At 34.5% G+C, this 26,240-nt stretch carries 27 protein-coding genes and 1 riboswitch; of the genes, 22 read left to right on the forward strand and 5 right to left on the reverse strand.

Annotated elements, in window-relative coordinates:
- The first annotated feature begins 15 nt into the window (after nt 1-15).
- The 8 genes from resB (at nt 16) to NSQ59_RS11070 (ending at nt 9,744) form a co-directional block, all read left to right on the forward strand.
- Nucleotides 16-1,650: a cytochrome c biogenesis protein ResB gene (gene resB / locus NSQ59_RS11035; RefSeq protein ID WP_340831182.1), complete on the forward strand. Its 1,635-nt coding sequence runs from the start codon at nt 16-18 to the stop codon at nt 1,648-1,650.
- 12 nt (nt 1,651-1,662) lie between these two features.
- Nucleotides 1,663-2,865, forward strand: coding sequence for a c-type cytochrome biogenesis protein CcsB (gene ccsB, locus NSQ59_RS11040; protein ID WP_340831184.1), 1,203 nt, complete (start codon nt 1,663-1,665; stop codon nt 2,863-2,865).
- 106 nt (nt 2,866-2,971) lie between these two features.
- Nucleotides 2,972-3,688, forward strand: coding sequence for a response regulator (locus tag NSQ59_RS11045; protein ID WP_055739398.1), 717 nt, complete (start codon nt 2,972-2,974; stop codon nt 3,686-3,688).
- Nucleotides 3,685-5,457: an ATP-binding protein gene (locus NSQ59_RS11050; RefSeq protein ID WP_055739399.1), complete on the forward strand. Its 1,773-nt coding sequence runs from the start codon at nt 3,685-3,687 to the stop codon at nt 5,455-5,457. Before NSQ59_RS11045 ends, NSQ59_RS11050 begins: the two co-directional genes overlap by 4 nt.
- Before the next feature lie 381 nt (nt 5,458-5,838).
- Nucleotides 5,839-6,375, forward strand: coding sequence for an RNA polymerase sigma factor SigX (gene sigX, locus NSQ59_RS11055; RefSeq protein ID WP_055739401.1), 537 nt, complete (start codon nt 5,839-5,841; stop codon nt 6,373-6,375).
- A complete protein-coding gene (locus NSQ59_RS11060; RefSeq protein WP_340831188.1) occupies nt 6,368-7,534 on the forward strand; it encodes a hypothetical protein in 1,167 nt (388 codons plus the stop codon). The genes sigX and NSQ59_RS11060 overlap by 8 nt, the downstream gene beginning before the upstream one ends.
- A 397-nt stretch (nt 7,535-7,931) precedes the next feature.
- Nucleotides 7,932-8,798, forward strand: coding sequence for a peptidoglycan DD-metalloendopeptidase family protein (locus NSQ59_RS11065; RefSeq protein WP_055739403.1), 867 nt, complete (start codon nt 7,932-7,934; stop codon nt 8,796-8,798).
- A gap of 99 nt (nt 8,799-8,897) precedes the next feature.
- Nucleotides 8,898-9,032: riboswitch (FMN riboswitch) on the forward strand.
- A gap of 154 nt (nt 9,033-9,186) precedes the next feature.
- Nucleotides 9,187-9,744 (forward strand): ECF transporter S component, encoded by a 558-nt coding sequence (locus NSQ59_RS11070; RefSeq protein WP_055739404.1) that lies wholly within the window; start codon nt 9,187-9,189, stop codon nt 9,742-9,744.
- A 38-nt stretch (nt 9,745-9,782) separates the two neighbouring features.
- Here NSQ59_RS11070 and NSQ59_RS11075 read toward each other — a convergent pair whose 3' ends face one another.
- Entirely contained in the window at nt 9,783-10,031 is a 249-nt protein-coding gene (locus NSQ59_RS11075) for a ferredoxin (RefSeq protein WP_055739405.1), read from the reverse strand.
- A 190-nt stretch (nt 10,032-10,221) separates the two neighbouring features.
- On the opposite strand from NSQ59_RS11075, the gene NSQ59_RS11080 reads away from it, so the two are divergent.
- The 5 genes from NSQ59_RS11080 to NSQ59_RS11100 all read left to right on the forward strand — a co-directional run bounded on the left by NSQ59_RS11080 (nt 10,222) and on the right by NSQ59_RS11100 (nt 14,699).
- The gene (locus NSQ59_RS11080) at nt 10,222-11,265 is read left to right on the forward strand and encodes a helix-turn-helix domain-containing protein (RefSeq protein WP_340831191.1); all 1,044 of its coding nucleotides are present in this window, start codon (nt 10,222-10,224) and stop codon (nt 11,263-11,265) included.
- A gap of 5 nt (nt 11,266-11,270) precedes the next feature.
- A complete protein-coding gene (locus tag NSQ59_RS11085) occupies nt 11,271-12,737 on the forward strand; it encodes a RecQ family ATP-dependent DNA helicase (RefSeq protein ID WP_340831194.1) in 1,467 nt (488 codons plus the stop codon).
- Nucleotides 12,738-12,821: 84 nt separating this feature from the next.
- On the forward strand, nt 12,822-13,400 hold the full coding sequence (locus tag NSQ59_RS11090) for a CPBP family intramembrane glutamic endopeptidase (protein ID WP_055741195.1): 579 nt from the start codon (nt 12,822-12,824) through the stop codon (nt 13,398-13,400).
- A gap of 16 nt (nt 13,401-13,416) precedes the next feature.
- Nucleotides 13,417-14,133, forward strand: coding sequence for a LysM peptidoglycan-binding domain-containing protein (locus NSQ59_RS11095; protein ID WP_055739408.1), 717 nt, complete (start codon nt 13,417-13,419; stop codon nt 14,131-14,133).
- A gap of 110 nt (nt 14,134-14,243) precedes the next feature.
- A complete protein-coding gene (locus tag NSQ59_RS11100) occupies nt 14,244-14,699 on the forward strand; it encodes a DUF2663 family protein (RefSeq protein ID WP_055739409.1) in 456 nt (151 codons plus the stop codon).
- 9 nt (nt 14,700-14,708) lie between these two features.
- Here NSQ59_RS11100 and NSQ59_RS11105 read toward each other — a convergent pair whose 3' ends face one another.
- Genes NSQ59_RS11105 through NSQ59_RS11115 form a run of 3 tightly spaced genes read right to left on the reverse strand, consistent with a single transcriptional unit; the run spans nt 14,709 to nt 15,797 of the window.
- Entirely contained in the window at nt 14,709-15,278 is a 570-nt protein-coding gene (locus tag NSQ59_RS11105; protein WP_055739410.1) for a manganese catalase family protein, read from the reverse strand.
- Between the two features lie 32 nt (nt 15,279-15,310).
- Nucleotides 15,311-15,571, reverse strand: coding sequence for a spore coat protein CotJB (locus NSQ59_RS11110; RefSeq protein WP_055739411.1), 261 nt, complete (start codon nt 15,569-15,571; stop codon nt 15,311-15,313).
- A gap of 7 nt (nt 15,572-15,578) precedes the next feature.
- A complete protein-coding gene (locus NSQ59_RS11115; protein WP_055739412.1) occupies nt 15,579-15,797 on the reverse strand; it encodes a spore coat associated protein CotJA in 219 nt (72 codons plus the stop codon).
- Between the two features lie 166 nt (nt 15,798-15,963).
- Here NSQ59_RS11115 and NSQ59_RS11120 point away from each other — a divergent pair, with 166 nt between their 5' ends.
- The 5 genes from NSQ59_RS11120 (at nt 15,964) to NSQ59_RS11140 (ending at nt 20,994) form a co-directional block, all read left to right on the forward strand.
- Entirely contained in the window at nt 15,964-16,596 is a 633-nt protein-coding gene (locus tag NSQ59_RS11120) for a CBS domain-containing protein (protein WP_055739413.1), read from the forward strand.
- 163 nt (nt 16,597-16,759) lie between these two features.
- Entirely contained in the window at nt 16,760-17,533 is a 774-nt protein-coding gene (locus NSQ59_RS11125) for a metallophosphoesterase (RefSeq protein ID WP_055739414.1), read from the forward strand.
- A gap of 101 nt (nt 17,534-17,634) precedes the next feature.
- Nucleotides 17,635-18,186 carry an adaptor protein MecA gene (locus tag NSQ59_RS11130; protein ID WP_055739415.1) on the forward strand — a complete coding sequence of 184 codons (552 nt, stop codon included), beginning with the start codon at nt 17,635-17,637 and terminating at the stop codon, nt 18,184-18,186.
- A 200-nt stretch (nt 18,187-18,386) separates the two neighbouring features.
- The gene (locus tag NSQ59_RS11135) at nt 18,387-19,664 is read left to right on the forward strand and encodes a Glu/Leu/Phe/Val family dehydrogenase (RefSeq protein ID WP_055739416.1); all 1,278 of its coding nucleotides are present in this window, start codon (nt 18,387-18,389) and stop codon (nt 19,662-19,664) included.
- A gap of 361 nt (nt 19,665-20,025) precedes the next feature.
- Entirely contained in the window at nt 20,026-20,994 is a 969-nt protein-coding gene (locus tag NSQ59_RS11140) for a YpdA family putative bacillithiol disulfide reductase (protein WP_055739418.1), read from the forward strand.
- 101 nt (nt 20,995-21,095) lie between these two features.
- Here NSQ59_RS11140 and NSQ59_RS11145 read toward each other — a convergent pair whose 3' ends face one another.
- Nucleotides 21,096-22,070 (reverse strand): asparaginase, encoded by a 975-nt coding sequence (locus NSQ59_RS11145; RefSeq protein ID WP_055739419.1) that lies wholly within the window; start codon nt 22,068-22,070, stop codon nt 21,096-21,098.
- A gap of 149 nt (nt 22,071-22,219) precedes the next feature.
- On the opposite strand from NSQ59_RS11145, the gene prsW reads away from it, so the two are divergent.
- From prsW to NSQ59_RS11165, 4 genes are all read left to right on the forward strand, one after another.
- Nucleotides 22,220-22,894: a glutamic-type intramembrane protease PrsW gene (gene prsW / locus NSQ59_RS11150; RefSeq protein WP_055739420.1), complete on the forward strand. Its 675-nt coding sequence runs from the start codon at nt 22,220-22,222 to the stop codon at nt 22,892-22,894.
- Between the two features lie 227 nt (nt 22,895-23,121).
- Entirely contained in the window at nt 23,122-23,919 is a 798-nt protein-coding gene (gene sleB, locus NSQ59_RS11155) for a spore cortex-lytic enzyme (RefSeq protein ID WP_055741196.1), read from the forward strand.
- Nucleotides 23,920-23,932: 13 nt separating this feature from the next.
- Nucleotides 23,933-25,282: a germination protein YpeB gene (ypeB, locus tag NSQ59_RS11160; RefSeq protein WP_055739421.1), complete on the forward strand. Its 1,350-nt coding sequence runs from the start codon at nt 23,933-23,935 to the stop codon at nt 25,280-25,282.
- 136 nt (nt 25,283-25,418) lie between these two features.
- Complete coding sequence (locus NSQ59_RS11165) at nt 25,419-26,069, forward strand: flagellar brake protein (RefSeq protein ID WP_055739422.1); 651 nt, start codon at nt 25,419-25,421, stop codon at nt 26,067-26,069.
- Nucleotides 26,070-26,240 lie beyond the last annotated feature (171 nt).

Genomic DNA, 26,240 nt, shown 5'->3' on the forward strand with positions numbered 1-26,240 from the left:
TAAGGAGTTTTACATATGAGTGAAATGAAATGTGAGTGCGGACACGTGAATCCGGTCGGTACCATCCTTTGTGAATCTTGCGGGAAAGCGCTAACGGAAGAAGCGGAAAAAGAAAAGCTGTACAATATGCGCTATGAAGGAAGTGCAAGACGTTCCCAAACATATAATAAAACAATTGTAGATAAAATTTGGAATTTCTTTTCTTCCGTAAAAGTTGGAGTATGGCTTATTGTTATTACTTTAGTTGCCTCATCACTAGGTACTATTTTTCCGCAAAAGGATATGTTACCTACAAACCTGTCTCCTGAACAATATTATCATGACGAATATGGATGGGTTGGTCAGTTATGGTATAAAGTAGGGTTTGATAATTTATACGGATCATGGTGGTATTTCTTATTAATTGCTGCAATTGGGGTTTCCTTGGTTATTTGCAGTCTTGATCGCTTCATTCCACTTCACAGGGCTTTGAAAAATCAGCGTGTAACTAGGCATGAAGGATTTCTTAAGCGTCAACGTCTTTTTATTGAAGGTTCTGATACAGGTGATCAAACACTTGCTAAAGTAAAAGAAAGATTAAAAGATAAACACTATAATGTTAAAGAAGAAAACGGAAATTTATTTGCAGAAAAAAATCGTTTTTCCAGGTGGGGACCATATGTAAATCATATAGGTCTTATCATATTCTTGATTGGAGCAATGCTTCGCTTTGTTCCTGGAATGTATGTGGATGATTTACTTTGGATAAGAGAGGGAGAAACAAATGTTATTCCCGGTACTAATGAAAAATATGCACTGAAAAACCACCAATTTATTCTCGATACATATCAAAAAGGGAAAGATAATAAGGCTTTTGACCAAGCTTTAGATCGAGTCGGCACAGTAGCGAAAAACTTCCAAACAAATGTAACGTTATATAAACGTAAAGACGGAGCTCTTCCAGGTGAATCGGATAAATTAGAAAAAGTAAAGGATGACAAAATAAGTGTAAATCATCCTTTGAAATTTGCTCATTATTCCGTTTATCAAATGGATTATAAACCAAACGAATTAAAATCAATGTCTTTACAATTGACGAATAAAAAAACTGGAAAAACATTTGGAACTGTAAAAATAGACCTTTTCAATCCAAAAGATGTTTATAATCTGCAAAAGGGATATAGGGTAGAATTAATCGGGTATTATCCTAATTTTACTGGTTTTGCAAAGAATGGCGAACCACAGTCAAGTTCACGTATCCCGGACAATCCTGCCTTTTTATTTAAAATGTTTACTCCGGAACACCCTAAGGGTGAGGTAAGCTTCGTTGCAATCAGACAAAATGTGGAGCCTCTTGGAGTAAATGATTATAAAATGTCATTTGCAGGAATTGAGACTAGAAATGTTTCCGCTTTAACGGTTCATAAGGATTTAACTTTATGGATTTTGGCAGTCGGTGGTGCTATCTTTATGATAGGAGTCATTCAAGGTGCTTATTGGAATCATCGAAGAATTTGGCTGCTTAGAAAAGACGGAAAAATTTTCGTTGCGGCTCATACAAATAAAAATTATTATGGAATCAAAACCGAGATAGCGGCAATCTTAGAGGGTACTAATGTACCGATACCACTAGATCAGCAAGAAAGTAAGAAAGAAAAAGAGATCGAATAAGGAGGGATGGAAATGAATCAGCTATTAAGTATAAGCAGTAATTTATTGTTTGTAGCTTTCGTTTTATATTTAATTGGGACATTCTTTTTTGGCGGTGCGATTCGCACCGATTCCAAAAAAACGGAAGGAAGAGCAATGAATCGTTGGGGCTTGATAGGTATTACCATTTCTATCATAGGGTTTGTTTGTCAGCTCGGATATTTTATTGCACGCTGGATCGTTTCAGGTCATGCACCTGTTAGCAATATGTATGAGTTCACTACATTTTTTGGAATGATGCTTGTAGCTGCTTTTATCATCATTTACTTAATCTATAAGACTGCAGTATTAGGAGTATTTGCATTACCTGTAGCATTACTCGTTATAGCATATGCAAGTTTGTTCCCGAGAGAAGTCAATCCATTAGTACCATCTTTAGTAAGTTATTGGCTTCATATTCATGTAACGACAGCGGCAACGGGAGAAGCGATTCTGGCTATCAGTTTTGCAGCAGGATTAATCTATTTAGTGAAGAGTATTAATCAAACGAAAAAAAGCAAAAGTACATTTTGGCTGGAATTTGTTATGTTTACCCTTATATCCGTTGTTGGATTTATTATTATCACATCAATCTTCCACGCAACGAATTATTCAGCAAAATTTGATTGGGTGAACAAAGAGGGTGTCGAACAAGCAGGTAAACAAGGTATGACTTTTGAACTACCAGCAATTGTTGGACCGCATGAAGGGAAAATGCAAAATCCGGATCAATTTAAACCATTATTTTATGTTCCTGCTCTCATCAATGCGGTGAAGTTAAATACAGTGATTTGGTCCGTCTTTACAGGAATTATTTTGTATATCCTTATTCGATTAATTACACGCAAACGAATCGGAGCATTATTGCAGCCTTTAGTAAAGAATATTAAACTAGACTTAGTAGATGAGATTAGTTACCGCTCGGTAATTATTGGATTTCCAGTCTTTACATTAGGTGCGCTAATATTTGCAATGATATGGGCACAAGAAGCGTGGGGGAAAGCATGGAGCTGGGATCCGAAAGAAGTTTGGGCACTTATTACATGGTTATTCTATGCAGCATTTTTGCATTTACGTCTTTCAAAAGGTTGGCACGGCAGTAAATCAGCATGGCTTGCAGTAATTGGTTTTGCGATTATTATGTTTAATCTAATAGCGGTCAATTTAGTGATAGCAGGCTTACATTCTTATGCGTAATTTCCAAATTTGATGAAACTTTTTGGGACGGCGCTTCGTCCGGTAAATAAATGCCTTCACTAATGTGGAGGCTTTTTTTCGAAATATGAAACAGGGGGTCATTGTAATGGAATTTGAAGCAAGAATTTTAGTTGTTGATGATGAGGATCGGATTAGAAGATTATTAAAAATGTATTTAGAAAGAGAAAATTATTTAATTGAGGAAGCAGAAGATGGTGAAACAGCTTTAATAAAAGCGATTGAAAATGATTATGATTGCATTTTACTGGATTTAATGATGCCTGGAAAAAATGGGATTGAGGTTTGTAAAGAACTTCGAGCTGTGAAATCTACTCCCGTGATTATGTTAACAGCAAAAGGGGAAGAAGCAAACCGTGTAGAAGGTTTTGAAGTAGGGACCGATGACTATATTGTAAAACCATTTAGTCCTCGTGAAGTAGTTTTAAGGGTGAAAGCACTGTTAAGAAGATCATCCTCTACAAGCTTTTTGAACACAGATACAAAGGCAAAGGATGTTATCGTATTTCCGCACTTATCTATTGATAATGATGCTCATCGCGTTACCGCTGATGGGGTAGAAGTGAATCTTACTCCAAAGGAATATGAATTATTATATTTCCTTGCAAAATCACCGGATAAAGTATTTGATCGTGAACATCTGCTGAAGGAAGTTTGGCATTATGAGTTTTTTGGTGATTTAAGAACGGTGGACACCCATGTTAAAAGATTAAGAGAAAAATTAAACCGCGTGTCGGAAAATGCGGCGAAAATGATTATAACAGTATGGGGAGTAGGCTATAAATTTGAGGTTACTTCTGAATGAAAATTTGGAAAAGTGTTGTAGGCAAACTATGGTTAACTATCTTGCTTTTAGTTTCGTTTGTCCTTTTCATCCTGACTATATTACTACTTGAATTTTTCGAGAGTTATCATGTTACCCAAATTGAACAGGATTTAGAGACAACCGCAAATAAAATTGCTCACATCGTTGAGCAACATCCGAATGATAATGTAGGAATTCAGATGGCGTTAGAAATAGTGGATAAACCAACTCAAGTTATTATTGCCTACAATAGAAGTAATGTTTTTTACTCAGCTCCAAGTAAAAATAAACATATCACTCCTGCCAAGATTTTAAATGATCCGCAGCTTTCAAAGGTTTTTAAAAGCCAAAAGACAGAGAAAAAGGAAATAGAACCCCCAAATGAAAAGTCACGAAATCGTTATGATAATACACTCGTGGTAGGTGTACCTTTACAAACAGTAAAGGGTGAAAATGGAGCAATTTTTATCTATCAATCATTAAACGTATTAAAAGATACGACACAGCAAACAACAAAAATCATTTTGCTTTCAGCAGGAATAGCAATTATTTTAACAACTTTCTTTGCATTTTTCTTGTCGACAAGAATCGCTGCTCCTTTAAGAAAGATGAGGCTTGCAGCATTTGAGGTGGCAAAAGGAAAATTTGATACAAAGGTCCCTATTTTAACTCATGATGAAATTGGGGAATTGGCTACAGCGTTTAATCAAATGGGAAAACAATTAAAATTTAATATGAATGCTCTTCGGCAGGAAAAAGAGCAATTGACATCCATATTAAGCAGTATGGCGGATGGAGTATTAACCTTTGACAGGGATGGAACGATATTAATTACCAATCCTCCAGGAGAGAAGTTTCTTCAGCAATGGTTAAATGACCCCAGTCAAAATCTAGATCTTCCTGCTCCAGAAGAAATATTAGCTTTACTTCACAAAGTGATTGAAACAGAAAAAGAGCAAACAGATGAATTAAAGATACAAGGACATTCCTATGTGGTTATTGTCAGTCCGCTGTATAATCAAAAAGATGTTCGTGGAGCAGTTGCAGTACTTCGGGATATGACGGAAGAACGAAAACTGGATAAGCTTCGGGATGATTTCATTGCCAATGTGTCACATGAATTGCGAACTCCAATTGCTATGCTGCAAGGATATAGTGAAGCGATTATAGACGATATTGCAGCATCGGATGAGGAAAAGAAAGAATTTGCAAAAATTATTTATGATGAGACTTTAAGGATTGGCAGACTTGTAAATGAACTGCTTGATTTAGCAAGAATGGAAGCTGGACACATAACATTGTACAAGGAAGATACGGAAATAAATCCGTTTATTGAAAGGGTTACGAATAAATTTCAAGGTCTTGCACGCGAAAAGAACGTGAATCTTTCATATGAAAGAATAACTGATAATAATACATCTATTGATTTGGATCCTGACAGAATTGAGCAAGTATTGACCAATCTTATAGATAATGCAATTAGACATACCGGACAAAATGGCAATGTAAAAGTGATGGTGGATAGAAAAGAGAATGGAATCACAGTTCATGTCCAGGATAATGGGTCAGGGATCCCAGAGGAGGATTTACCGTTTGTCTTTGAGCGCTTTTATAAAGCGGATAAAGCAAGAACACGCGGTAAATCAGGTACAGGATTGGGGCTCGCGATTGCTAAAAATATTGTAGATGCTCATAATGGACATATTTTTGTTAAAAGCAAAATTGGACAAGGCACGACATTTTCCTTCTTTTTGCCGTACACTTCATGAAATAGTGCTAATTCTGACGAGAAATCTTGTTTCATGGGAAACACAGAAAAGCGGAAGGCCTTGCTCATCGGAGTACGGATTTCGGAGTCTTCGATTGAGATAAAGGAAACACAGTGAGGTAGTTCACGAACTGATGTTGACTTGAGACGTAGAAATCCGCTAGCCGATAGGCTCTATTGAAATTGAAGTTCAAAGTTCACCTGGAGCTGGACAAATAAATGCCGTTTTTCTTTCTTATCGATAAAATAAAAAGAAATGCGCTAAAAAATTAGCGCATTTCTTTTTGTTCTTTGGTAGAATAAGACAAGATAAAAAATTATTAGATTTTTTGTAACTTTTTAGCGGCATATACGACTAAAATAATAACGGAGGAGGGGGAAAATGGACTCCGTCTTTAAAGAAATATATAACAAATATCATCAAGACTTATTTCAATTTCTAATGTATATGGTAAAAAAACGTGATGTGGCAGAAGACTTAGCTCAAGATGTTTATATCAGAGTATTGAAATCCTATCACAATTTCGAAGGGAAAAGCTCGGAAAAAACATGGCTTTTTTCGATAGCCAGAAATGTCGCAATAGACTATTTTCGTAAACAAAAAAGCTTGAAAAATAGAATAATGGAGGCTTTTGAATGGAGGAAAAATCAAATAAGTGATATTGGTCCATTGCCAGAGGAAATTGTTATGAAAAATGAGCATATTCGCCTCCTTTATCATTGCCTGGATCTTTGTACAAAGGATCAGAAAGCGGTGATCATTTTTCGTTACATTAATAACTTTAGTATTTCTGAAACAGCTGAAATATTGGGATGGAGCGAAAGTAAGGTAAAGACAACTCAGCATCGGGCACTGAATGTCCTAAGAAAATTGATGAACGAAAAAGAACGGGAAGGGGGGGTACAGCAATATGGCTAATCATCCTATTGATGAAAATCATTTAGAAAAGCTTCTTCGAAATATGCCCAAAATAACAGATAGTCGAAATGCAGAAAATATTTACTGGAGTGTTCAAACGAAAATGAATAAAAAAACAAAAAACAAAAAGCTAATTTTCATACCGGTACTATCCGTTCTAGCAGTTGTTATTGCTTTTATACTAATATCCCCTGTATTTCTTCAGCAAGACCATCAAGAAAGCAAATCGATGGATGTGTCAAGTCGTAAAGATGCAGTGGTGATGTCAGCAGCTAAACAAAAAGCACAGCCGAAAAAGACGGAGAAAGCTAGTGCAAATATAAATGCTGTCCAAAGTGCAAATGATCAAATAAGCAAAACTGCTATTTATAAAGAAGACTTGGGAAAGAATAATGTTTTTACTTACGGAGTTTTCACGAAGGATGCCGTTGTCGTTCCAGTGAGTGTATTGGCTCTTAAAGAAAATACAGATTGGGTAACTCAGTATAAAAAAATAGCCGGAAGCCTTGCTAAAAAAATGCCGTCACTCGATAACTACCTGCCTTTACATGGTGACATGAAGTATGATGCTGCTACCAAAAAGATGCATATTATCATAGAAAAGAAGGATATTCCATCTATTACGGAACTTTTTCAATTGAATTTAGATTCAATTATTCAATACTCTTTTGCTTATCAAGATGTGAAAAAAGTTGATTTTTCAGATGAAAATGGCAATCCGATAGAAATAGGGGAATTAGGAGAGGTAACGAGTAAAGATATAAATAAAACTCCACATACTGCCTTTTATTTATATACATCCGGTGATGGTGAAGATTACTTATTACCAACAGATGAGAAGTTTTCTAATTTGCAAGCAGCGTTAGAAGCTATGAAGACGAAACCAGATGATTTTCATCATCCCGTTATTGGACAGGATTTAAGTATTAAAGTAAACGAAGAAAATGCGGATCAGGCTACCGTTCAATTTACGAAAAATGTTCAGTTAGAAAATGAAAAAAATCCAATGGATATGATTGAAGCTATTTTACTTACCGCTAAAAATTTTGGATATTCTTCTATTCAATTTGAAAATATCGAACCGTTACAATGGAATGGTTTTGATTTTTCCAAACCAGTGGAGGTTCCACTCGCACCTAATCGGATAAATATAGAATAATATTATAATTGCATGTAGTTGTAGATTTAGAATATTTGCATGTACTTCTCTAAATAAATGTTCTACAAATAGGACTTAATACAAAATAATAATCGCTATTTAAAAAGAAGCCAAAAATTTCAATGGCTTCTTTTATTTTTTAATCGTTTAGGAAAGGTGTGGATAACCTTTTTGAAAAAAATGTCCACGTCAGTCCGATGCCTACAGTCTAGCAAGTTTCTCCCTTCCACATTTGTACTATTAGACACGAATGGTTAGATTTAACTTTTTTATGCATATATTTTCCTGAACAGTAAACACTAAAATTTGCTCTAGTATACTCATTTTTAACAATTTGTTCTAATGCGGAATAGATGCTCATATGGTTAAGCATGAGTAGTCCAAGGAGGGGAAAATGATGAAAAAGGTCATAATCCAATTATTAATGGCTATTTGCGTAATTTTTATCATAAATTGTGGAAGTGTTCACGCTTCTAGTGTAGATATAAAAAGAAGCACGGAAAAGTGGTTTTTTCCAGCAAAAGGGGAAATATCAGATATCTTTGATTCAAGAGGAGGCGAACATAAGGGAATAGATATAGCTGGTAAGTATATGTCTCCAATTTACGCAGCTGCGGATGGAGTGGTTGTAAAATCGTATTTATCCTATTCATATGGAAATGTAGTGTTTATTCGGCATGACAATGGGTTTGAAACAGTTTATGCACATTTAGCAAAACGTATAGTCTCCGAGGGTGACCATGTACAACAGGGAGAAACAGTAGGATTAATGGGAAATACCGGGGAGTCTACAGGAACCCATCTTCATTTTGAAATTCACGAGGGTGAATGGACAATCGATAAAAAGAATGCTATTAATCCGTTCATTGTTTATGGATATGGAGAGATTGGGCAGCTTGTATTTGCATTGCAGCACGATCCATATGGCATTACAGAAGTTTCCCAGCCAGTAAAAGTAGAATCCCAAGGAAAAGATATTATCCCTATATATAGAGTCGAAGAATTATCGATAGGCTTAAATGATGAAAGTTCCTATCAAACATATCCTACGATGAATGTCCAAAATACTTATGATATGGAAATTACATATACAGTTAAAAAGGGAGATACCTTGTTTGATATTTCTAAAAAATGGAATATACCTATCAAAACTTTAATATCATTAAATCATATAAAAAATAAAGATCTCATTTTCCCTGATCAGAAAATTGTTGTGGATTCATTACATATGAACAAATGGCACAATGGGAATTTTCCAAGATAGCATGGATTATTTCTTAAAAATACATTTTATTAGTGAAATACTAAATTCTTCACAAATCGTTCTTATTGAGTTATAATAATGAAGAAAAAAATGAATATGATTCATCTTCGGGGCTGGGTGCAATTCCCGACCGGCGGTGATGAAGCGTATGCTTCTAAGCCCGCGAGCCTGTAAAGGGCAGGATTTGGTGTGATTCCAAAGCCGACAGTATAGTCTGGATGGGAGAAGGTGAAGGTTGGCCAGTATTCAAATTGCTTACGTTTGAATACCTATTTATGCATGCCTTAAATTCTCCCTCAAAGAAATTTTTTCTTTGGGGGTATTTTATTTTTAGGTATGTGGCAACCTTTCTTCAAGCTGAGATGAATCTCAAAAGGAGAGAGGAATTTTGCAAAAAATGAAATTGAAGACATTTGTAAGCATTGCACTGCTAAGCAGTTTGGCGTATGTATTGATGTTAATTAAAATCCCAACACCATTTTCCAACTTTTTAACTGTCGATTTTAGTGATATTCCGGCATTAGTTGCTGCAGTTTTATTTGGTCCGATGGCTGCTATCATTGTGGAAGTCATTAAAAATCTGCTTGATTATTTCACATGGGGAAGTGAATCGGGTATTCCAATTGGACATTTAGCCAATATTTTATCGGGAATTTTCTTTGTACTGCCTACTTATTTTGTTTATAGACATAATAAAACTAAAAAAGGCATGACAATCGGATTGATAGTAGGCACTGTTTCCTTAGCAATTTTAATGAGTATTTTAAATTATTTTGTCATTCTTCCGGCATATTTAGCATTAATGCATTTTGAACTTCCGAAAGCATATGTTATTTCTGCTGTCTTGCCGTTTAATATAGTAAAAGGCTTAGCGGTAACTATTCTTTTTATGCTGCTTTTTATACGACTGCAAAAATGGCTGGAGAAGAATACATTAGTAAAATAAAGAGTAAAAAAGCATGCAGCAGATTTGCCGCATGCTTTTTATTCGTATTTCAATGGATCTCCATCAAATGGTTCATCTGCTATTTTTATTGACTCTGTAGGGCACCCTTCAAATGCATCCATTAAATCATCCTCAAGAATCTCTGGTATTTCCGCTGTTCCTTGATTTTCATCCAAGATGTTATAGGAAAGTCCCTCATCATCATAATCGAATATATCAGGAGCAGCTGCTCCACAAGCACCACAGGCAATGCATGTATCTTTATCTACAATCGTATATTTAGGCATACGTGTTAAACCTCCTGGTAAATCATATAGAAAAAAATATTATTCCCCACACTTCATTCTAAGACTCCCTTTTCCACATTTCAATAAAAAGGTTCGCTATAGGAAATTCTTCTAATTTTGTTCATAATTTATGATGTATTTAAAGGATAGTATGCTAAAATTAGACATAAAAAGACAATAGGTGTTGATGATGACCTTTTTAGAGGCTTTATTATTATGGACTTTAAAACAATTGAAAAGTGAGCGTACTGTATATGCAGTATTTCATTTATTTAAAGGGAAAAAATCAAGCCAAACCATTCAAGATGCGTATCTTTATCAAGTAGAGTCAGTATTTTATACTTTACCTAATTTAACGAGGTCATCCTTTGATGAAAACATACAATCGCTGATTAGCCAATCATTTTTACAAATGAAAGAAGGTCCAAATTATCACATTACGGAGTCAGGTGAATATCGACTGCATGACTATTTTACAAAGAAATCCTTTCCAGCTTTCCTAAATGGAATGAAATATCAGGAGCATGCATTTGTTTTTTGGGACAGATTAGGGATTCTTATTCAGGCTCTTTCGAACTTAGTTAACAACAACCGTCAATATTACCCAATTAGTAGGGATTCGAAGATTTTATATTGGGTAAAGCAGTTTATGATGTCACAAAAAATGTCAAAGCATCAATTAGCTGCCGCGCTGTATGATGAACTTTATTCTATATTCTTAGATGATCCACCTGAAAGACCGGAAATAATAGTTTTTAGGTTAACTGGGTATAAGCAAATTGGGAAAACAGTAGAACAATCTGCTGGCAAATTATCACTAGAAACTACGGAATATTGGTATCGATTTTTAAATTTACTTCATTATGTATTGGATGAAGTATTAGAAAAAAGGTATAAATATCCTCTATTATTTTCCATTATTCAAGATGTATATCAACCATTTCCAATGACAAAATCAACAATGGAAACGTATCAGCTTTTATTAAATAACTACACGATTGCTGATATTTCGAAAATGAGGAACTTAAAAGAAAATACCATTCAAGACCATATTATTGAAATTGCATTAAATAATCCTAATTTTTGTATACAACCTTTTATCGACTCTAATACAGAAGAAAAAATTTTGCAGATTGCTAAAGAAATAGGAAAACAAAAGCTTAAGCCCATTAAAGAAAAGCTTGAAAATGTTTCTTACTTTCAAATTAGATTGGCTCTAGCTAAAAATAGGTGACTAAAATGAATGTATATGAAGCATTACAAAAATATTTTCATTTTGATTCGTTCCGCCCAGGTCAAGAGGAAGTTATTACTTCTGTTTTGAACGGCCACCATACAATGGCAATGCTGCCAACCGGAACCGGAAAATCATTATGTTATCAGCTTCCGGGCTATTTAATGCAAGGTTCTGTTTTAATTGTTTCACCACTTTTATCATTGATGCAAGATCAAGTAGAGCAAATGAGATTGTTGGGTGAAAAGAAGGTTATTGCAATAAATTCCTTTCTTCCGGCAAATGAACGCTATTACATTTTGAAATCTTTACATCAATATAAATTTATCTATATATCACCTGAAATGCTATCTAATCCCTCAATTATTGAGTATTGTAGAAAAATTACCATATCTCTATTTGTAATTGATGAAGCACATTGTATATCGCAATGGGGATATGATTTTCGTCCTGATTATTTACGATTAGGTGATGCAAGAAAGCTATTGGGAAAACCAACGACACTTGCTCTAACTGCAACAGCCACGGAAGAAGTCCGTAAGGATATCGTTCGCTTATTAGAACTGGATAAGGTGAAGGAATGTGTATTCTCTGTTGATCGTCCAAATATATCCATGGTAGTTCATCAAGTACAAAGCTATGAAGAAAAAATCAATGAATTACGTATGTTTGTAAAAAAATTAGAAAAACCAGGTATTATTTATTTTTCTAGTAAAAAAATGTGTGAAGAGATGGCCCAATTATTAAGACAAGAAGGAATCATAAAAACGGCAGCATATCACGGGGGAATGGATCAAGAACAAAGAATGCTGATTCAACAGCAATTTCTTTATGATGAATTGGAGATAATCTGTGCGACCAGTGCATTTGGGATGGGGATTAATAAAACGAATATTCGATTTGTTATTCATTTTCATATGCCTCAGGGCTTAGAATCCTATTTGCAGGAAATAGGAAGGGCAGGCAGGGATGGTGAAAAGAGTATCGCAATATTGCTATCCAGTCCCGGCGATATTCAGCTTCCTATGCAATTGATTGAAAATGAACTCCCTTCAGATTATCAAATTGATTTATATATAGAAGGCTTGGAAAATCCATCAAAATCAATGATTTTAGACTTAACCGATACGCAGCAACGATTTTTGGAATTTTATTGTACAACGGATAAAACTAAAAGAGATCAAATAGAAAAAATTAAACAAATTAGAGATCAGCGGATTCAATATAAGCAAATAAAAATACTGCAAATGGATAAATGGATAAAATCCATTGAATGCAGAAGAAACGAGATATTAACCTATTTTAATGAAACAAAAGCAGAAACGTATAAGGTAGAAATATGCTGTGACAATTGCGGGATATCCTTTAGCGAATATGAAGCAATCGAAACAGCTGAGTTGGACAACCAGAATGAACCGTGGGATGTATTGCTTAAAAATTTATTAGTACGAAAAGCAAAAGAGCATGACTAATGTTGACTTATAGTAGGAAAAGACCGGAAGATGCTGGTCGATAGCGTTGTAGCTAGACAAATAATGAAGAAAGTGATGTTTTACATGAAAAAAATGAATCAAGCGGAAATCATCAAACAGCTTACGAAAAAAGAATTAACTTTTCATCTCGTGGCTACTCAAATAGTCCTATTAACGATTTCTATCATTTTAGGTATATTTTTATTAAATGATTTTTCTTCTTTTTTCAACCTTTTTCGATTTGATTCGTCTATATATGTAATAGGGATAACGAATGGTATATTGGTTGTTATCCTAGATTTATTTTTGATGAAAGTGTTACCGAATGATTATTATAATGATGGTGGTATTAATGAAAAAATTTTTCGAGATCGTTCCATTCTTGAAATAATCGGATTAACCCTCATGATTGCACTTAGCGAAGAAATCTTATTTCGCGGAATGATTCAGTCCCATTTCGGAGTAATTGCTGCAAGCGCAATCTTTGCATTGGTTCATATTAGATATTGGGGACATTGGTTTCTTATTCTAAACATTGTCGTTCTAAGTTTTTGGATTGGTTTTGTTTACGAATGGTCCAACCATAATCTGCTAACTACCATTACTATGCACTTTGTTATTGATTTCTTTTTAGGAATCGCAATTAAGCTTAGAACAAAATAATGAAAGGGGGGATCTCATGTATTCAGAAACATATCTCGACCAAGTAGAAAAGAAGAAACAAAGGTTAGAAAAGATAACTACTATTGAAGACAATGACGGAGAAAAATCTTCTTTGCCAACAAGAATGGAACTTCATCATGCAAAGAAAAGGAAGAAAAAGAAAAAGAAAAAAGCAAATTTTCCATTATTAAAAGTACTTTTAACATTTTTTATTCTTTTACCGGTTTGCACTATTCTTGCCTATACATATTTTTCTCAACATCCAACGTTAAAGGCAGACACTAATTCTAATTCTTCTGGTGGAGAGGAAGTATTATTCGAATCTGATAGCGGCGATTCTACCCAAAATAGCATTCCGGTTGGGAAACCCGATAAAAATTCAAATGAAACTTCTAATTCAGTTGATCAAGGTTCTGGTTCTAATACCGAAATCAATCCCGATAACTCAACTAAAGGAACAACCACTGTGCAAAACACTACAAATAATGTAGAGCAAGCGAATCAGGAGCAAAAGAATTCTGATAATACCGAACAAGTAAGCAATACACAAACAAATGAAAACTCAAACATCCAAATCATTAATCATGTTGTTCAGCCTAAGGAGACATTGTTTAGAATCGCAATGAAATATTATCATTCCAAAGACGGCATTGAAAAAATAATCATGCAAAATCATATTATTAATAATCAAATACAGGCCGGCCAAACATTGCAAATACCATTACCTAAATAAGAAAAGAGCAGCATTAAAAAAATGCTGCTCTTTTTTCTTTAGGTATGACATAGTTATTGGACAGCCTCATAAAATAAAGTAAGAGCGGTAAATGTGGAGGTTGTAATGAAATGGATACTGCCATAATTAATCTTAGTGAAAAGACGGATAAAGCTACAAAACAAATGTTGCAAAATGTAGTGAATAAAAAAAGAAAATTTGACAGATACAAAAACTATCACTTTTTTCTTTTATGGATTAGTGTTTTCTATTGTTTTATCACCATATATCTCATGTATCATATGATTTTAAAACCATACTCTTATTCTTTCTTTGAAATCTTTTCTATTGTTTTTAATAATCAAAATCACATGTTCTTCTTATTTCTTGCGGTTTTCTTTTTGGGAGCTACAAAAGTGCTTTACGATAAAAAAGAGAAATATGAAAAGGAATATCATGAATTGCGGTGTGAAATCATTGATCGAAGCAAAGACCTTTGGAAGAATGAAGCATGGAAAACACGTCATGAAATTTTTGAAATGATGAAAAAACAATATGATATAAATTTATATCATGAAGCTAAGTAGGGAGTAGATCTAAAAAAATTGTCGTTTTTCCCTGTCCTCTTTAATAATTTCAACAGCTTCACGAAAGCGCTGGGAGTGAATTATTTCCCTTTCACGTAAAAAACGAAGCCCATCATTTAAATCAGGGTCATCACTCATATTAATGATCCATTGATACGTCGCTCTTGCCTTTTCTTCGGCAGCAATATCTTCATATAGATCTGTAATCGGGTCTCCTTTTGCTTGGATGTAGGTCGCGGTGAATGGTACCCCAGCGGCATTGTGATAAAATAATGCCGAATCATGGTCAACATAATGAGGTGCCAGCCCAGCCTGTTTTAATTGATCAGGTGTAGCATCTTTTGTTAATTTATAAACCATAGTTGCAATCATTTCAAGGTGGGCAAATTCTTCTGTCCCAATATCATTTAATAGACCGATAACTTTATCTGGAATAGTGTACCTTTGATTTAGATAGCGTAATGCTGCAGCTAATTCACCGTCTGCACCACCATATTGTTCAATTAGTAATTTTGCAAGCATGGGATTACAAGTGCTGACTCTTACTGGATATTGCAGCTTTTTTTCATATACCCACATGTTTTTCCCTCACTCCTTTTGATTATGAACGTTTAAACCTGCCATGGCCACGGAGCTTCTTTCCAATCCCATGGATAATGGGAATAACTATGTCCAAAGCTCGTTAAAGATCCGAAACGTTTTTCAAATTCTCTTTTTAAGGGCTTCCTTTGTTTAATAAGCATATTATATTGTTGAATTGCCTCATGGTCATCTGGATGAGTATCTAAGTATAATGTTAGTTCCACAATGACAAAATCAATTGCTTGGATTTCTTCAAGCATTTGATAATATTCTGGCGGTAATTCTTTCATGCTTTGCTCACTCCTTTGCTCTTTCATACGGGCTATAATACGGATCATATAAAGGCTGCCATAATGTCCCTTTCTTTAGTGCTTCAAATGGTGAAAATTGCGGCAAATTAGGCGGTTGAAATCCCATATATAAATGTGGCGGGGTAGAATAGGTTTTTTCAAGAATGGGTGGACATGGATCAAACGGGCTGACAAAAGGTTTATAGCTTTTATAATTGGAAGACATTTTTTCCCCTCCTTATGCATTTCATATTTAAGTGTATGGATAATTGTTATAATAAATGTCTTAATTTTTTGTCAATAATCGAAAATTCTATTATTCGAAAAAAGGAATTTTCTCGAAATATGTTGAATTATTTATTCAAGCTTATAAATTCTGATGAGGTGATGGTATGTTTGCTAAAAGTATTATGATTCCTAAACATCGTTGTGTAGTAGTAAGTGTTGATGATTCAGTTGAAACAGCACTTAATCTTTTGGAAACACGAGGAATAGATTGCCTTCCTGTGCTTAATGGAGATGAGTATGCAGGGGTTATTACTCATTATCATATTTATAAGAATTTCTATGAATTAAACGTTTCAAAAGAGGAATTTCTCCAATCAAAAAAAGTAAAGGATGTCGCAACTCACCAAGATAAATATTTAAAAGGCAATGAAATTTTTGAGGAAACATTAGTTGTGCTGAAGGATTTTCCATTACTTGCTGTAGTAGATGAGAATAATATTTTTTTAGGAATCGTCACTCGTTTTGATGTATTAGAGCAGTTTCAAAGCGCATTTGGGGTGTATAAACCTGGTGTAAGGATAGCCTTTAGTTCGGTAGAAGTGGAAGGCAGAATTTCAAGATTGGCCGATATTATCGGGCAATTCCATGAATCAGTGATTTCACTAGTAACCTTTGATGAAACAGATAAGCTTGTGCGCAGAATCGTGTTAAAGATTGAAAAGCGAGATAATATTGATAAATTTGTTTCAAAATTGGAAAGCTCCGGATTTAGGATATTACATATTGTTGAAGACTAAATGGAGCATGCACATTTGGAATGAATTGAAAATAGATTTATTACTATAGTCCTCTCTTTTTATGAGAGGATTTTTATTATATTTCATCCATGTTTTAATTGAAATATCATCTGTTTTTTTTATGATATGATAAATACACTGATAAATAAATCGGAGGTAATAAATGGTATTTTTATGGATTGTATTGCTTATTTTTATCGGATTGCTGGTATTTTACATGCTTAAAGAAGCCTTTTTAAATCAGGTAATACACCAAATAATCGCCTTTCCAGATTTTCCGACAGGATTTAAGGATCTGAAAATATTTTTTATTTCAGATATCCATCGCCGAAAAATTCATGAATCAATCATAATGGATGTGGGGAAAAATGCGGATTTTGTTATAATAGGCGGGGATTTGCTTGAAAAAGGTGTACCTCTGGATAGAGTGGAGTACAATTTACAATTATTGAAAAAAGTTGGCCCCCTATATTTTGTTTGGGGAAATAATGATTATGAGATGATGGAAAATGAATTGCTGGCAGTACTAAAAAGAAATGATGTAAAAGTATTAAGAAATGAATCCATTATTTTTCGGGCGCCAAACGGTCAATCTCTTGCCCTTTTAGGAATAGATGACATATCACAAGAAAATGATCGTTTAGATTTAGCTTTATATGGAACAGAATTCGTAGATTTTAAAATATTAATCAGTCATAATCCACGAATTACAGAGAAAATGCGAAAGGAAGATAAGATTTCTTTCGTAATGAGCGGGCACACCCATGGCGGTCAAATACAATTTTTCGGATATAGCCCGTATCAAAAAGGCGGGATTTATAAATCAGATATTACAACATTGTTTGTAAGCAATGGCTATGGAACAAGCATGTTGCCTTTAAGACTCGGTGCAAAGCCGGAAACTCATTTCATTACCATAACTAGAGAGGAAAATTAACCTTTATTTTGCGTTTCTTTTCCTAATGTTAATTAAAATGAACCATCTAATTCGCTTTTCATACTATGGTGTTAAGAGCCAAAGTTCAGGGGGCGAAGTAAATGAAGTTAGAACGTTTATCACAGAACAAACTAAAGTACTCCATTACATTTGAGGAACTAGTTAAAAAAGGATTTCTGGAAGAAGGACTGGAATCCTTTATTTGGCACGACTTATTTGACGAAATGGTGGAGGTTGCAAAAGAAGAGTATCATTTTGAGGTTACCGATTCCATTTCAATAGAAATTTATTCTCTGAACCCGAAAGAAATTGTCTTAATCTTAACGATTGATGAAATTTCTGAGCTAATAGAAGAGGGTATCGAAAATAATGGGATAAATCGAAAAAATATCTATTGCTTTCAATCGATCGAGGATGTCATATTGCTTTCATTATGTGTGCACAACTTACAATTAAACATTGCCAGTAAACTTATACAATTTGAAAATCAATATTATATAATTATTCAATCAGATAATTTGAACACTTTTCCTTTTTTATGTGAAGAATATGGAACACAAACTAACACATCCGCTGAGTTTTTGGAGGAATATGGGGTACCAATCATTGAGCATAATGCATTGGATGTTATTTCAACTTACTTTTCAAGATAAATGTAAATGTATTAAAAGGAGGTCTTATAAATACGGACTTCCTTTTCTGTTTGATTATTTGTCAACAATATTTTGATAGCGGTTACAAAAAATTTAAAAGTATCATTTTTTATATTGCAATCATGGATTAAAAGTGTATACTATGTCTGAAAGGCTGATACTTTTTTTGACTTAAGTGATTATTTAGGAGGTTTGCAATAATGGCAGCCGAGAAGGGTGCAGAACAAAAAGCATTAGAAGAAAAACACGATGTTTTAAAATCAACACAAACAGTTATCCATGAAGCATTAGAAAAACTTGGATACCCTGAAGAAGTGTACGAATTGTTGAAAGAACCGATGAGAATGTTAACAGTAAAAATTCCGGTTCGTATGGACGATGGTACTACTAAAATTTTTACCGGATTTCGTGCACAGCATAATGATGCCGTTGGTCCTACCAAAGGTGGAATTCGCTTTCATCCAAATGTAACAGAAAATGAAGTAAAAGCATTGTCTATCTGGATGACTTTAAAATGCGGAATTGTGAATCTTCCTTATGGAGGAGGTAAAGGAGGCATTATCTGCGATCCTCGTGAAATGTCTTTCCGAGAGCTTGAGGCGTTAAGCCGTGGATATGTACGGGCTATAAGTCAAATTGTAGGTCCTACAAAGGATATTCCGGCTCCAGATGTATTCACGAATTCACAAATTATGGCGTGGATGATGGATGAGTACAGCCGAATTGATGAATTTAATTCTCCTGGATTTATTACTGGAAAACCGTTAGTACTAGGTGGATCACATGGTCGTGAATCTGCAACTGCAAAAGGTGTAACAATTTGTATCCATGAAGCTGCAAAGCGCAGAGGCATTAATCTTAAAGGTGCTCGTGTAGTAGTTCAAGGATTCGGTAACGCCGGAAGCTTTTTATCCAAATTCATGCATGATGAAGGTGCAAAGGTAATCGGGATTTCCGATGCATATGGTGCACTTTATGATCCAGATGGTCTTGATATAGATTATTTACTTGATCGTCGAGACAGTTTTGGTACCGTTACGAAACTATTCGACAATACGATTTCAAATAAAGAATTACTTGAATTAGATTGTGATATTCTTGTGCCAGCAGCTATTGAAAATCAAATTACAGAAGAAAATGCACATAATATTCGTGCTCAGATTGTTGTAGAAGCTGCAAATGGACCTACTACACTTGAAGCTACTCGAATTTTAACAGAACGCGGAATTTTATTAGTTCCCGATGTACTAGCCTCTTCTGGAGGAGTTACAGTTTCTTACTTTGAGTGGGTTCAAAATAATCAAGGCTACTATTGGACTGAAGAAGAAATTGATGAAAAACTTGAAAAAGTTTTGGTTAATTCATTTGAAAATGTTTATAATACTTCCCAAACTAGAAGAGTTGATATGAGACTTGCGGCATATATGGTTGGTGTAAGAAAAGCTGCAGAAGCATCACGTTTTAGAGGTTGGATTTAATTCTGAATGGACTTTATTCCTGATAAATTATGATTTTCGTATTGTAGTAAGACTTTTAAAATAGGTTTAGGATTGGGGCATCTTTTCTTTAATAGGGATATCCATTCTAAAGCCGAATTAAGGAACTTATTAGTTCTAATTACAAAAGTAACAAGCTTAAAGAAAAGAGCCTTTATTGCCGGACTTATTTTAATTTTTCTTTTTGCATTCAATTTCATTGCAGGAAAAATAGTTATCCCCTATCATGTTGATAGGGGCTTTATTTATTTTTAAGGATATAATGTTTTAAAGCACCATTCGATATTACATTATTGTATATCAATTGAATTCTGAATTTCAGTGTATTTATAGAGGTGAAATTATGCAACGCGAGGATTGTATTATTGTAGGCGGTGGTCCATGTGGTTTAGCAGCGGCAATCGCCATGAAGGATATCGGTAAAAGTCCGCTCATCATAGAGAAGGGGAATATTGTAAATTCCATTTATCATTATCCAACCCACCAAACCTTTTTTAGTTCGAGTGAAAAGCTCGAGATTGGAGAAGTTCCGTTTATTACGGAAAACCTTAAACCGAAGCGAAATCAAGCCTTAACTTATTATCGAGAAGTGGTGAAAAGAAAAGAGATTAGAATACATCGCTACGAAGTGGTAACGCAGGTTGAAAAGCATAAGAGTGATTTTATCGTAACCACATCAAAAGGGCAATATAATACTTCGTATGTAATTATCGCTACTGGTTATTATGATCACCCCAATTATATGAATATCCCAGGTGAAAACTTAGAAAAAGTTCACCATTATTTTAAAGAAGCCCATCCTTTTTTTGATTTGGATGTCACCGTTATTGGCGGAAAAAACTCTGCTGTAGACGCTGCCATTGAGCTAAATAAAGCAGGTGCAAGGGTCACTGTTTTATATCGGGGAAGTGAGTATTCCAAAAGCGTCAAACCATGGATTTTGCCTGAATTTGACTCCCTTGTTCGAAACGAAGCGATACAAATGGAATTTAACGCTAATGTCGTAGAGATTAAAGAGAAAAGTTTAATTTATGATGTGAATGGAATCAAAAAGGAAATTAAAAATGATTTTGTATTTGCGATGACTGGTTATCATCCTGACCATCGATTTATTCAAAATATGGGCGTTAATATTGATGAGGAAACCGGAAAGCCCATTTTTGATGAAGAAACAATGGAAACAAATATAGAAGGTATTTTTATTGCCGGTGTGATTGCTGCTGGAAATAATGCGAATGAAATCTTTATTGAAAATGGACGTTTCCATGGCGGACTAATTGCAAATTCGATAAAAAAACGTGAACTGAAATAAACTCCCGCGAAAAGGCGGGAGTTTATTTCTTAAAATTATCCCTTTGGATAACTACTTAAAAATTTTTTCTGCGTCTGGCTTCAGCACTTATGGATTTATTCTCAGTGATGAAATATTTCTTCAATCTCTTTAATATTTTGTGTATAAGATAATGTTATTAAAAGTTTGATTCTTGCTTTTTGACCATTGAGACCATTAGAAAAAATGGCACCCATTTCTTTTAGTCTTTTACCGCCGCCCTCATAGCCATATACATCTTGTACAATTCCGTTAAAGCATCTGGAAACTAATATAACAGGAATATCTTCGTCCAATAGCGCTTTAATACCTTCTACTGTTGCAGGGGGCAAATTCCCTTGTCCCAATGCTTCAATGACAACCCCTTCATACTTCATATCTCGGATGGCGAAAAACAGAGAAGAGTCCATTCCTGCATGAGCTTTAATAAGCGCAACTCTCTTAGAAATATCTTTTACATTATAGTATTCTCGATCGGTAGGCTGATGATGAAAAATGATTCCTTGCTTTGCAACGATGCCAATAGGTCCATACTGTGGACTTTGAAAAGTGGAAACATTGCTTGTATGGGTTTTCGTAACATTTTTCGCTGTATGAATTTCATCATTTAAAACGACTAAAACACCTTTTCCTTTTGCGCCATCACTAGCTGCAACTCGAATCGAGGAAATCAAATTATAAAGACCATCTGAACCAATTTCATTACTTGAGCGCATCGCCCCCGTAACCACGATTGGAAAATCAAAAGGTATCGTCAGATCAAGAAAATAAGCTGTTTCTTCTAGTGTGTCAGTTCCGTGTGTAATAACTACGCCATCAATTTTATTTTTTTGATGCTCCTCTTCAATTAAGTCTTTTAAGAAAAGCATCTCATTTGTAGTAATATGCGGTGACGGAAGATTAAATGGTTCTTTAATAATTAGATTGGCAAGATCAGAAAGAATCGATGTTTGTGAGGTTAAAGGATTTTCCTCTCCGGGTTTTACTGCTCCGGTTTCTTGATCTTCAAACATAGATATTGTCCCGCCTGTATGAATGATTAAAATATTTTTTTTCATAAGTTTTCCCCCAACGATGTATAATTAGTTAATTTGCCTTGCATATAAGGGCAGTATTGTTCATTTGGATAGTGCTTTTTGATTATGTTATTTCCATCCGTATATATACATGATACGATTAAGAAAACAGAAAGAAAAGAGGGCGTTTCATGCTGGTAATTATATCAGCAGGTATTGCACCTGGTCTAGCATTGTTAAGCTATTTTTATCTAAAGGATCAATATGAACAAGAACCTATCTTGTTAGTTTTTAAATCCTTTATGTATGGGGCTATTCTTACGTTCCCAATTATGTTTATACAACATGTACTTATAACGGAAAATGTACTTCAAGGAAAAATAGGGAGTGCATTTATAAGTACATCCTTACTAGAGGAATTTTTCAAGTGGTTTATTTTGTATTTTGCAGTTTATATGCATGGTGATTTTAATGAACCATATGATGGAATTGTTTATGGAGTCAGTGTTTCCCTTGGTTTTGCAACGGTGGAAAATATCTTATCACTGTTAGGCAATGGCATCGAGGTTGCCATTGGACGTGCATTGCTTCCGGTTTCTAGTCATGCTTTATTTGGTGTCGTTATGGGATATTATCTTGGAAAAGGAAAATTCTCCAGTGATAAAAAATATATAAAGTGGCTATTTTTATCCTTTTTTATCTCCTTTCTTCTTCACGGTATATATGATTTCATCCTTATTTCAGTTAAAAATTGGATTTATTGCATGGTTCCTTTTATGCTTTTTCTCTGGTGGTATGGCTTAAGAAAAGTAAAGCATGCACATATATTGACAGAAAAACTTCATCGAAAAGCATTGGAAAAATAAAAGTAATAGGAAAATCGAATCCTATTACTTTTTTGTATGATGATGTTAAAAGCTACTCTGTGAATTTTCATATTCGTAGTTGTTCCTCTTTTCCAATCCCACCACTCTTTATATTTTCTTGAATAAAATACCTCTTATTTCAAAAACTAGTGGTAATTCTACATCATTTTTGGAGGGTTAGATTCATGAAGTATAGCACCTTACTGAAAGTTTTCTTCGTAATTGTGATGGTACCCTTTTTTACTATTTCAAATCAGCACCACGACGCAAAAGCTTTTTCGAATCAAGTTATTCAGCGAGGTGCTACAGGTGACGATGTTATAGAATTACAAGCGCGATTACAAAATATTGGATTCTTTAATGGGAAAATTGATGGAGTCTTTGGCTGGGGTACATACTGGGCATTGAGGAATTTCCAAGAAAAATTTGGACTTCCCATAGATGGATTGGCAGGAGCTGACACAAAAGCAAAACTTGTAGCAGCTTCGAATTACAATCGGGATTTTGTTATGGGGCAAATAAAAAAAGGTAATGATTTTACCTATTATGGCGGAGTCGATATTAATAAACAAATCAAGACGAATTCTTCTTCCACTAAATCAAATTCCACCAAGCCAAATACAGCAAATAATACATCCAATGTCACAGCATCAAATGTACCAAATGGCTACTCTCAAAATGATATTCGATTAATGTCCAATGCAGTTTACGGGGAATCAAGAGGAGAACCTTATGAGGGTCAAGTAGCGGTAGCAGCTGTTATTTTAAATCGAGTTTCCAGTCCGTCTTTCCCTAATACTGTTTCGGGGGTTATTTTTCAACCAGGAGCATTTACAGCAGTTTCAGATGGCCAAATATGGTTAACCCCCAATAAGACTGCAGAAAAAGCAGTAATGGATGCGATTAATGGTTGGGATCCTACGGGAAATGCTTTATATTACTTTAATCCGGCAACAGCAACTAGTAAATGGATTTGGGGAAGACCACAAATAAAACAAATAGGTAAACATATCTTTTGTAAATAAGGGGTGATGAAAGTTGTTCAGAGGCATATTAATTACCGTTTTGTCACTCGGAGTAGTGGGTACAGCCGTATGGGGATATCAGGAACATCGAGAAAAAAATGCAATATTAATCAACTCGGAAAACAATTATCAACGCGCTTTCCATGACCTGGCATTTCAAATGGATTTATTGCACGATAAGATTGGCACTACACTCGCCATGAATTCTAGAAAATCATTATCACCTGGTCTAGCAGAAGTTTGGAGATTGACTTCGCAAGCACACAGCAGTGTAGGGCAGTTGCCGCTAACATTATTGCCGTTTAACAAGACAGATGAGTTTCTATCGAAAATAGGAAACTTCAGCTATCAAACAGCTATTAGAGATTTGGACAAAAAACCATTAACGGACCAAGAATATAATACATTAAAAAAATTGTATGGCCAAAGTGAAAATATCCAAAATGAACTTCGTCATGTACAACATTTAGTTTTAAATAATAATTTAAGATGGATGGATGTAGAAATGGCATTGGCAAACGGAAAAGAAGCGTCAGACAATACGATTATTGATGGATTTAAAACTGTAGAAAAAACAGCTAAAGGATATGATGAAGCAAATATGGATAATCCTTCCTTTGTCAGCTTCAGTAAAAGGGATGAAGAATACCAACATATTCAAGGGAAAGTTATTTCGAAGGCAAGGGCAGGACAAATAGCGAAGAAATATTCTAATATTAAAAATGCCAACGTGGTGAACATAACGGAAAACAGAAAAGGGGCTAAATTTGGTTTCTATAGTATAACAATGAGAGGAACAGATAATCGTGAGGAAGTAATGGATATTAGTAAAAAGGGCGGCTACCCGATTTGGTATATGAATGAACGTGCTATCGGAAAGCAAAAAATCAGTTTAAATAATGGTGAAAAATATGCAGCAAGCTTTTTAAATAATCATCATTTTAGTGGAATGCAAGTTTTTGAAAGTTCCCAATATGATACAGTAGGAGTATATTCTTTTGCCACTGTTCAAAATGGAGTAAGGATTTATCCTGAAACGATTAAAATAAAAATAGCTCTTGATAATGGGCAGGTTATTGGATTCACGACGGAAGATTATCTGCAAAATCATCATATGCGGAATATTTCTAAACCAGCTTTAAGTATGGCAGAAGCAAAAGGGTATGTTAATCCAAAACTAAAAATTATGGAAGATCGATTAGCTGTCATTGTGAATGATTTAAATGAGGAAGTTCTTTGCTATGAATTTATTGGCACGTTAGGAAATGACACGTATCGAATTTATATTAATGCTGATAATGGAATAGAGGAAAAAGTAGAAAAACTAAAAAATGCTGAACCAATTTATAAAAATGCCTTGTAAAGAAAAGCCTGATCAGCTTTTCTTTTTTATATTATAAAAATGAAAAATTTAACATTAATCTAATGCAATATTACTTTATTTATTGATAAAATAGTTATAGTATTAAGATAAATGACAGGGAAGGGTTACGGAAATTATGTTAAAAGTTGGAATGTCTTTAACTTTAGAACCACTAGATAATGACGCAGATGAACAATACAAATGTAAGGTAGCGGATTTTGAAGGAGATCGAATCTATATCGATTATCCTATTAATACTAAAACCAACAGAACAACATTTTTGGTAAATTCAATGACTTTAAATGTTGTGTATATATCCGAAAATAACGTTGCATATAAATTTAGGACTCAAGTAATAGGGAAGGTTAAAAAAAACATTCCTTTAATTATTCTTCATTTTCCAGGTGCTGATCATTTAGAAAAGATTCAGCGAAGACAATTTGTACGTATAGAAACAGCAGTAGATGTTTCTGTATCATTGCCTCAATCTAAACAACTGATACCTACAATTACGGAAGATATCAGTGCTGGCGGTTGTGCAGTACTTTTGCCCAGAAATATAAAAGTGGATCAAAATGAAGAGGGAGAAGGCTTATTTGTTCTTCCTTTACAAACGGGACATGTATACCTTCGCTTGCCTTTTTCTGTGATTCGGATGTGGGAAAGTGATGGTAAGAATGTAGCATCGCTAAAATTTTTAGATATTTCAGCGAAAGAAAAACAGTCATTATTAAGATTTTGCTTTGAAAGGCAGTTAGAACACAGGAAAAAAGGATTATTATCCTGAGTTTTTTCTTAAAAAAGAAGAAATTAATTACGATTTAGATTATAAAAAATAGTGTAACTGTCTAGCTCCAGCGCCTATCGGCTAGCGGATTTCTCCGTCTCCTCCCTACGATAAGTCAACATCAGTTCGTGAACTACCTCACTGTGTTTCCTTTATCTCGAGCCTGCGACT

This window comes from Margalitia sp. FSL K6-0131, assembly GCF_038008735.1.
GTDB classification, from domain to species: Bacteria; Bacillota; Bacilli; order Bacillales; family Bacillaceae_C; genus Margalitia; species Margalitia shackletonii.

Coding starts and splice junctions, on each gene's coding strand:
- resB (WP_340831182.1), top strand. CDS start 16: ATGAGTGAAATGAAATGTGAGTGCGGACACGTGAATCCGGTCGGTACC.
- ccsB (WP_340831184.1), top strand. CDS start 1,663: ATGAATCAGCTATTAAGTATAAGCAGTAATTTATTGTTTGTAGCTTTC.
- NSQ59_RS11045 (WP_055739398.1), top strand. CDS start 2,972: ATGGAATTTGAAGCAAGAATTTTAGTTGTTGATGATGAGGATCGGATT.
- NSQ59_RS11050 (WP_055739399.1), top strand. CDS start 3,685: ATGAAAATTTGGAAAAGTGTTGTAGGCAAACTATGGTTAACTATCTTG.
- sigX (WP_055739401.1), top strand. CDS start 5,839: ATGGACTCCGTCTTTAAAGAAATATATAACAAATATCATCAAGACTTA.
- NSQ59_RS11060 (WP_340831188.1), top strand. CDS start 6,368: ATGGCTAATCATCCTATTGATGAAAATCATTTAGAAAAGCTTCTTCGA.
- NSQ59_RS11065 (WP_055739403.1), top strand. CDS start 7,932: ATGAAAAAGGTCATAATCCAATTATTAATGGCTATTTGCGTAATTTTT.
- NSQ59_RS11075 (WP_055739405.1), bottom strand. CDS start 10,031: ATGCCTAAATATACGATTGTAGATAAAGATACATGCATTGCCTGTGGT.
- NSQ59_RS11080 (WP_340831191.1), top strand. CDS start 10,222: ATGACCTTTTTAGAGGCTTTATTATTATGGACTTTAAAACAATTGAAA.
- NSQ59_RS11085 (WP_340831194.1), top strand. CDS start 11,271: ATGAATGTATATGAAGCATTACAAAAATATTTTCATTTTGATTCGTTC.
- NSQ59_RS11090 (WP_055741195.1), top strand. CDS start 12,822: ATGAAAAAAATGAATCAAGCGGAAATCATCAAACAGCTTACGAAAAAA.
- NSQ59_RS11095 (WP_055739408.1), top strand. CDS start 13,417: ATGTATTCAGAAACATATCTCGACCAAGTAGAAAAGAAGAAACAAAGG.
- NSQ59_RS11100 (WP_055739409.1), top strand. CDS start 14,244: ATGGATACTGCCATAATTAATCTTAGTGAAAAGACGGATAAAGCTACA.
- NSQ59_RS11105 (WP_055739410.1), bottom strand. CDS start 15,278: ATGTGGGTATATGAAAAAAAGCTGCAATATCCAGTAAGAGTCAGCACT.
- NSQ59_RS11110 (WP_055739411.1), bottom strand. CDS start 15,571: ATGAAAGAATTACCGCCAGAATATTATCAAATGCTTGAAGAAATCCAA.
- NSQ59_RS11115 (WP_055739412.1), bottom strand. CDS start 15,797: ATGTCTTCCAATTATAAAAGCTATAAACCTTTTGTCAGCCCGTTTGAT.
- NSQ59_RS11120 (WP_055739413.1), top strand. CDS start 15,964: ATGTTTGCTAAAAGTATTATGATTCCTAAACATCGTTGTGTAGTAGTA.
- NSQ59_RS11125 (WP_055739414.1), top strand. CDS start 16,760: ATGGTATTTTTATGGATTGTATTGCTTATTTTTATCGGATTGCTGGTA.
- NSQ59_RS11130 (WP_055739415.1), top strand. CDS start 17,635: ATGAAGTTAGAACGTTTATCACAGAACAAACTAAAGTACTCCATTACA.
- NSQ59_RS11135 (WP_055739416.1), top strand. CDS start 18,387: ATGGCAGCCGAGAAGGGTGCAGAACAAAAAGCATTAGAAGAAAAACAC.
- NSQ59_RS11140 (WP_055739418.1), top strand. CDS start 20,026: ATGCAACGCGAGGATTGTATTATTGTAGGCGGTGGTCCATGTGGTTTA.
- NSQ59_RS11145 (WP_055739419.1), bottom strand. CDS start 22,070: ATGAAAAAAAATATTTTAATCATTCATACAGGCGGGACAATATCTATG.
- prsW (WP_055739420.1), top strand. CDS start 22,220: ATGCTGGTAATTATATCAGCAGGTATTGCACCTGGTCTAGCATTGTTA.
- sleB (WP_055741196.1), top strand. CDS start 23,122: ATGGTACCCTTTTTTACTATTTCAAATCAGCACCACGACGCAAAAGCT.
- NSQ59_RS11165 (WP_055739422.1), top strand. CDS start 25,419: ATGTTAAAAGTTGGAATGTCTTTAACTTTAGAACCACTAGATAATGAC.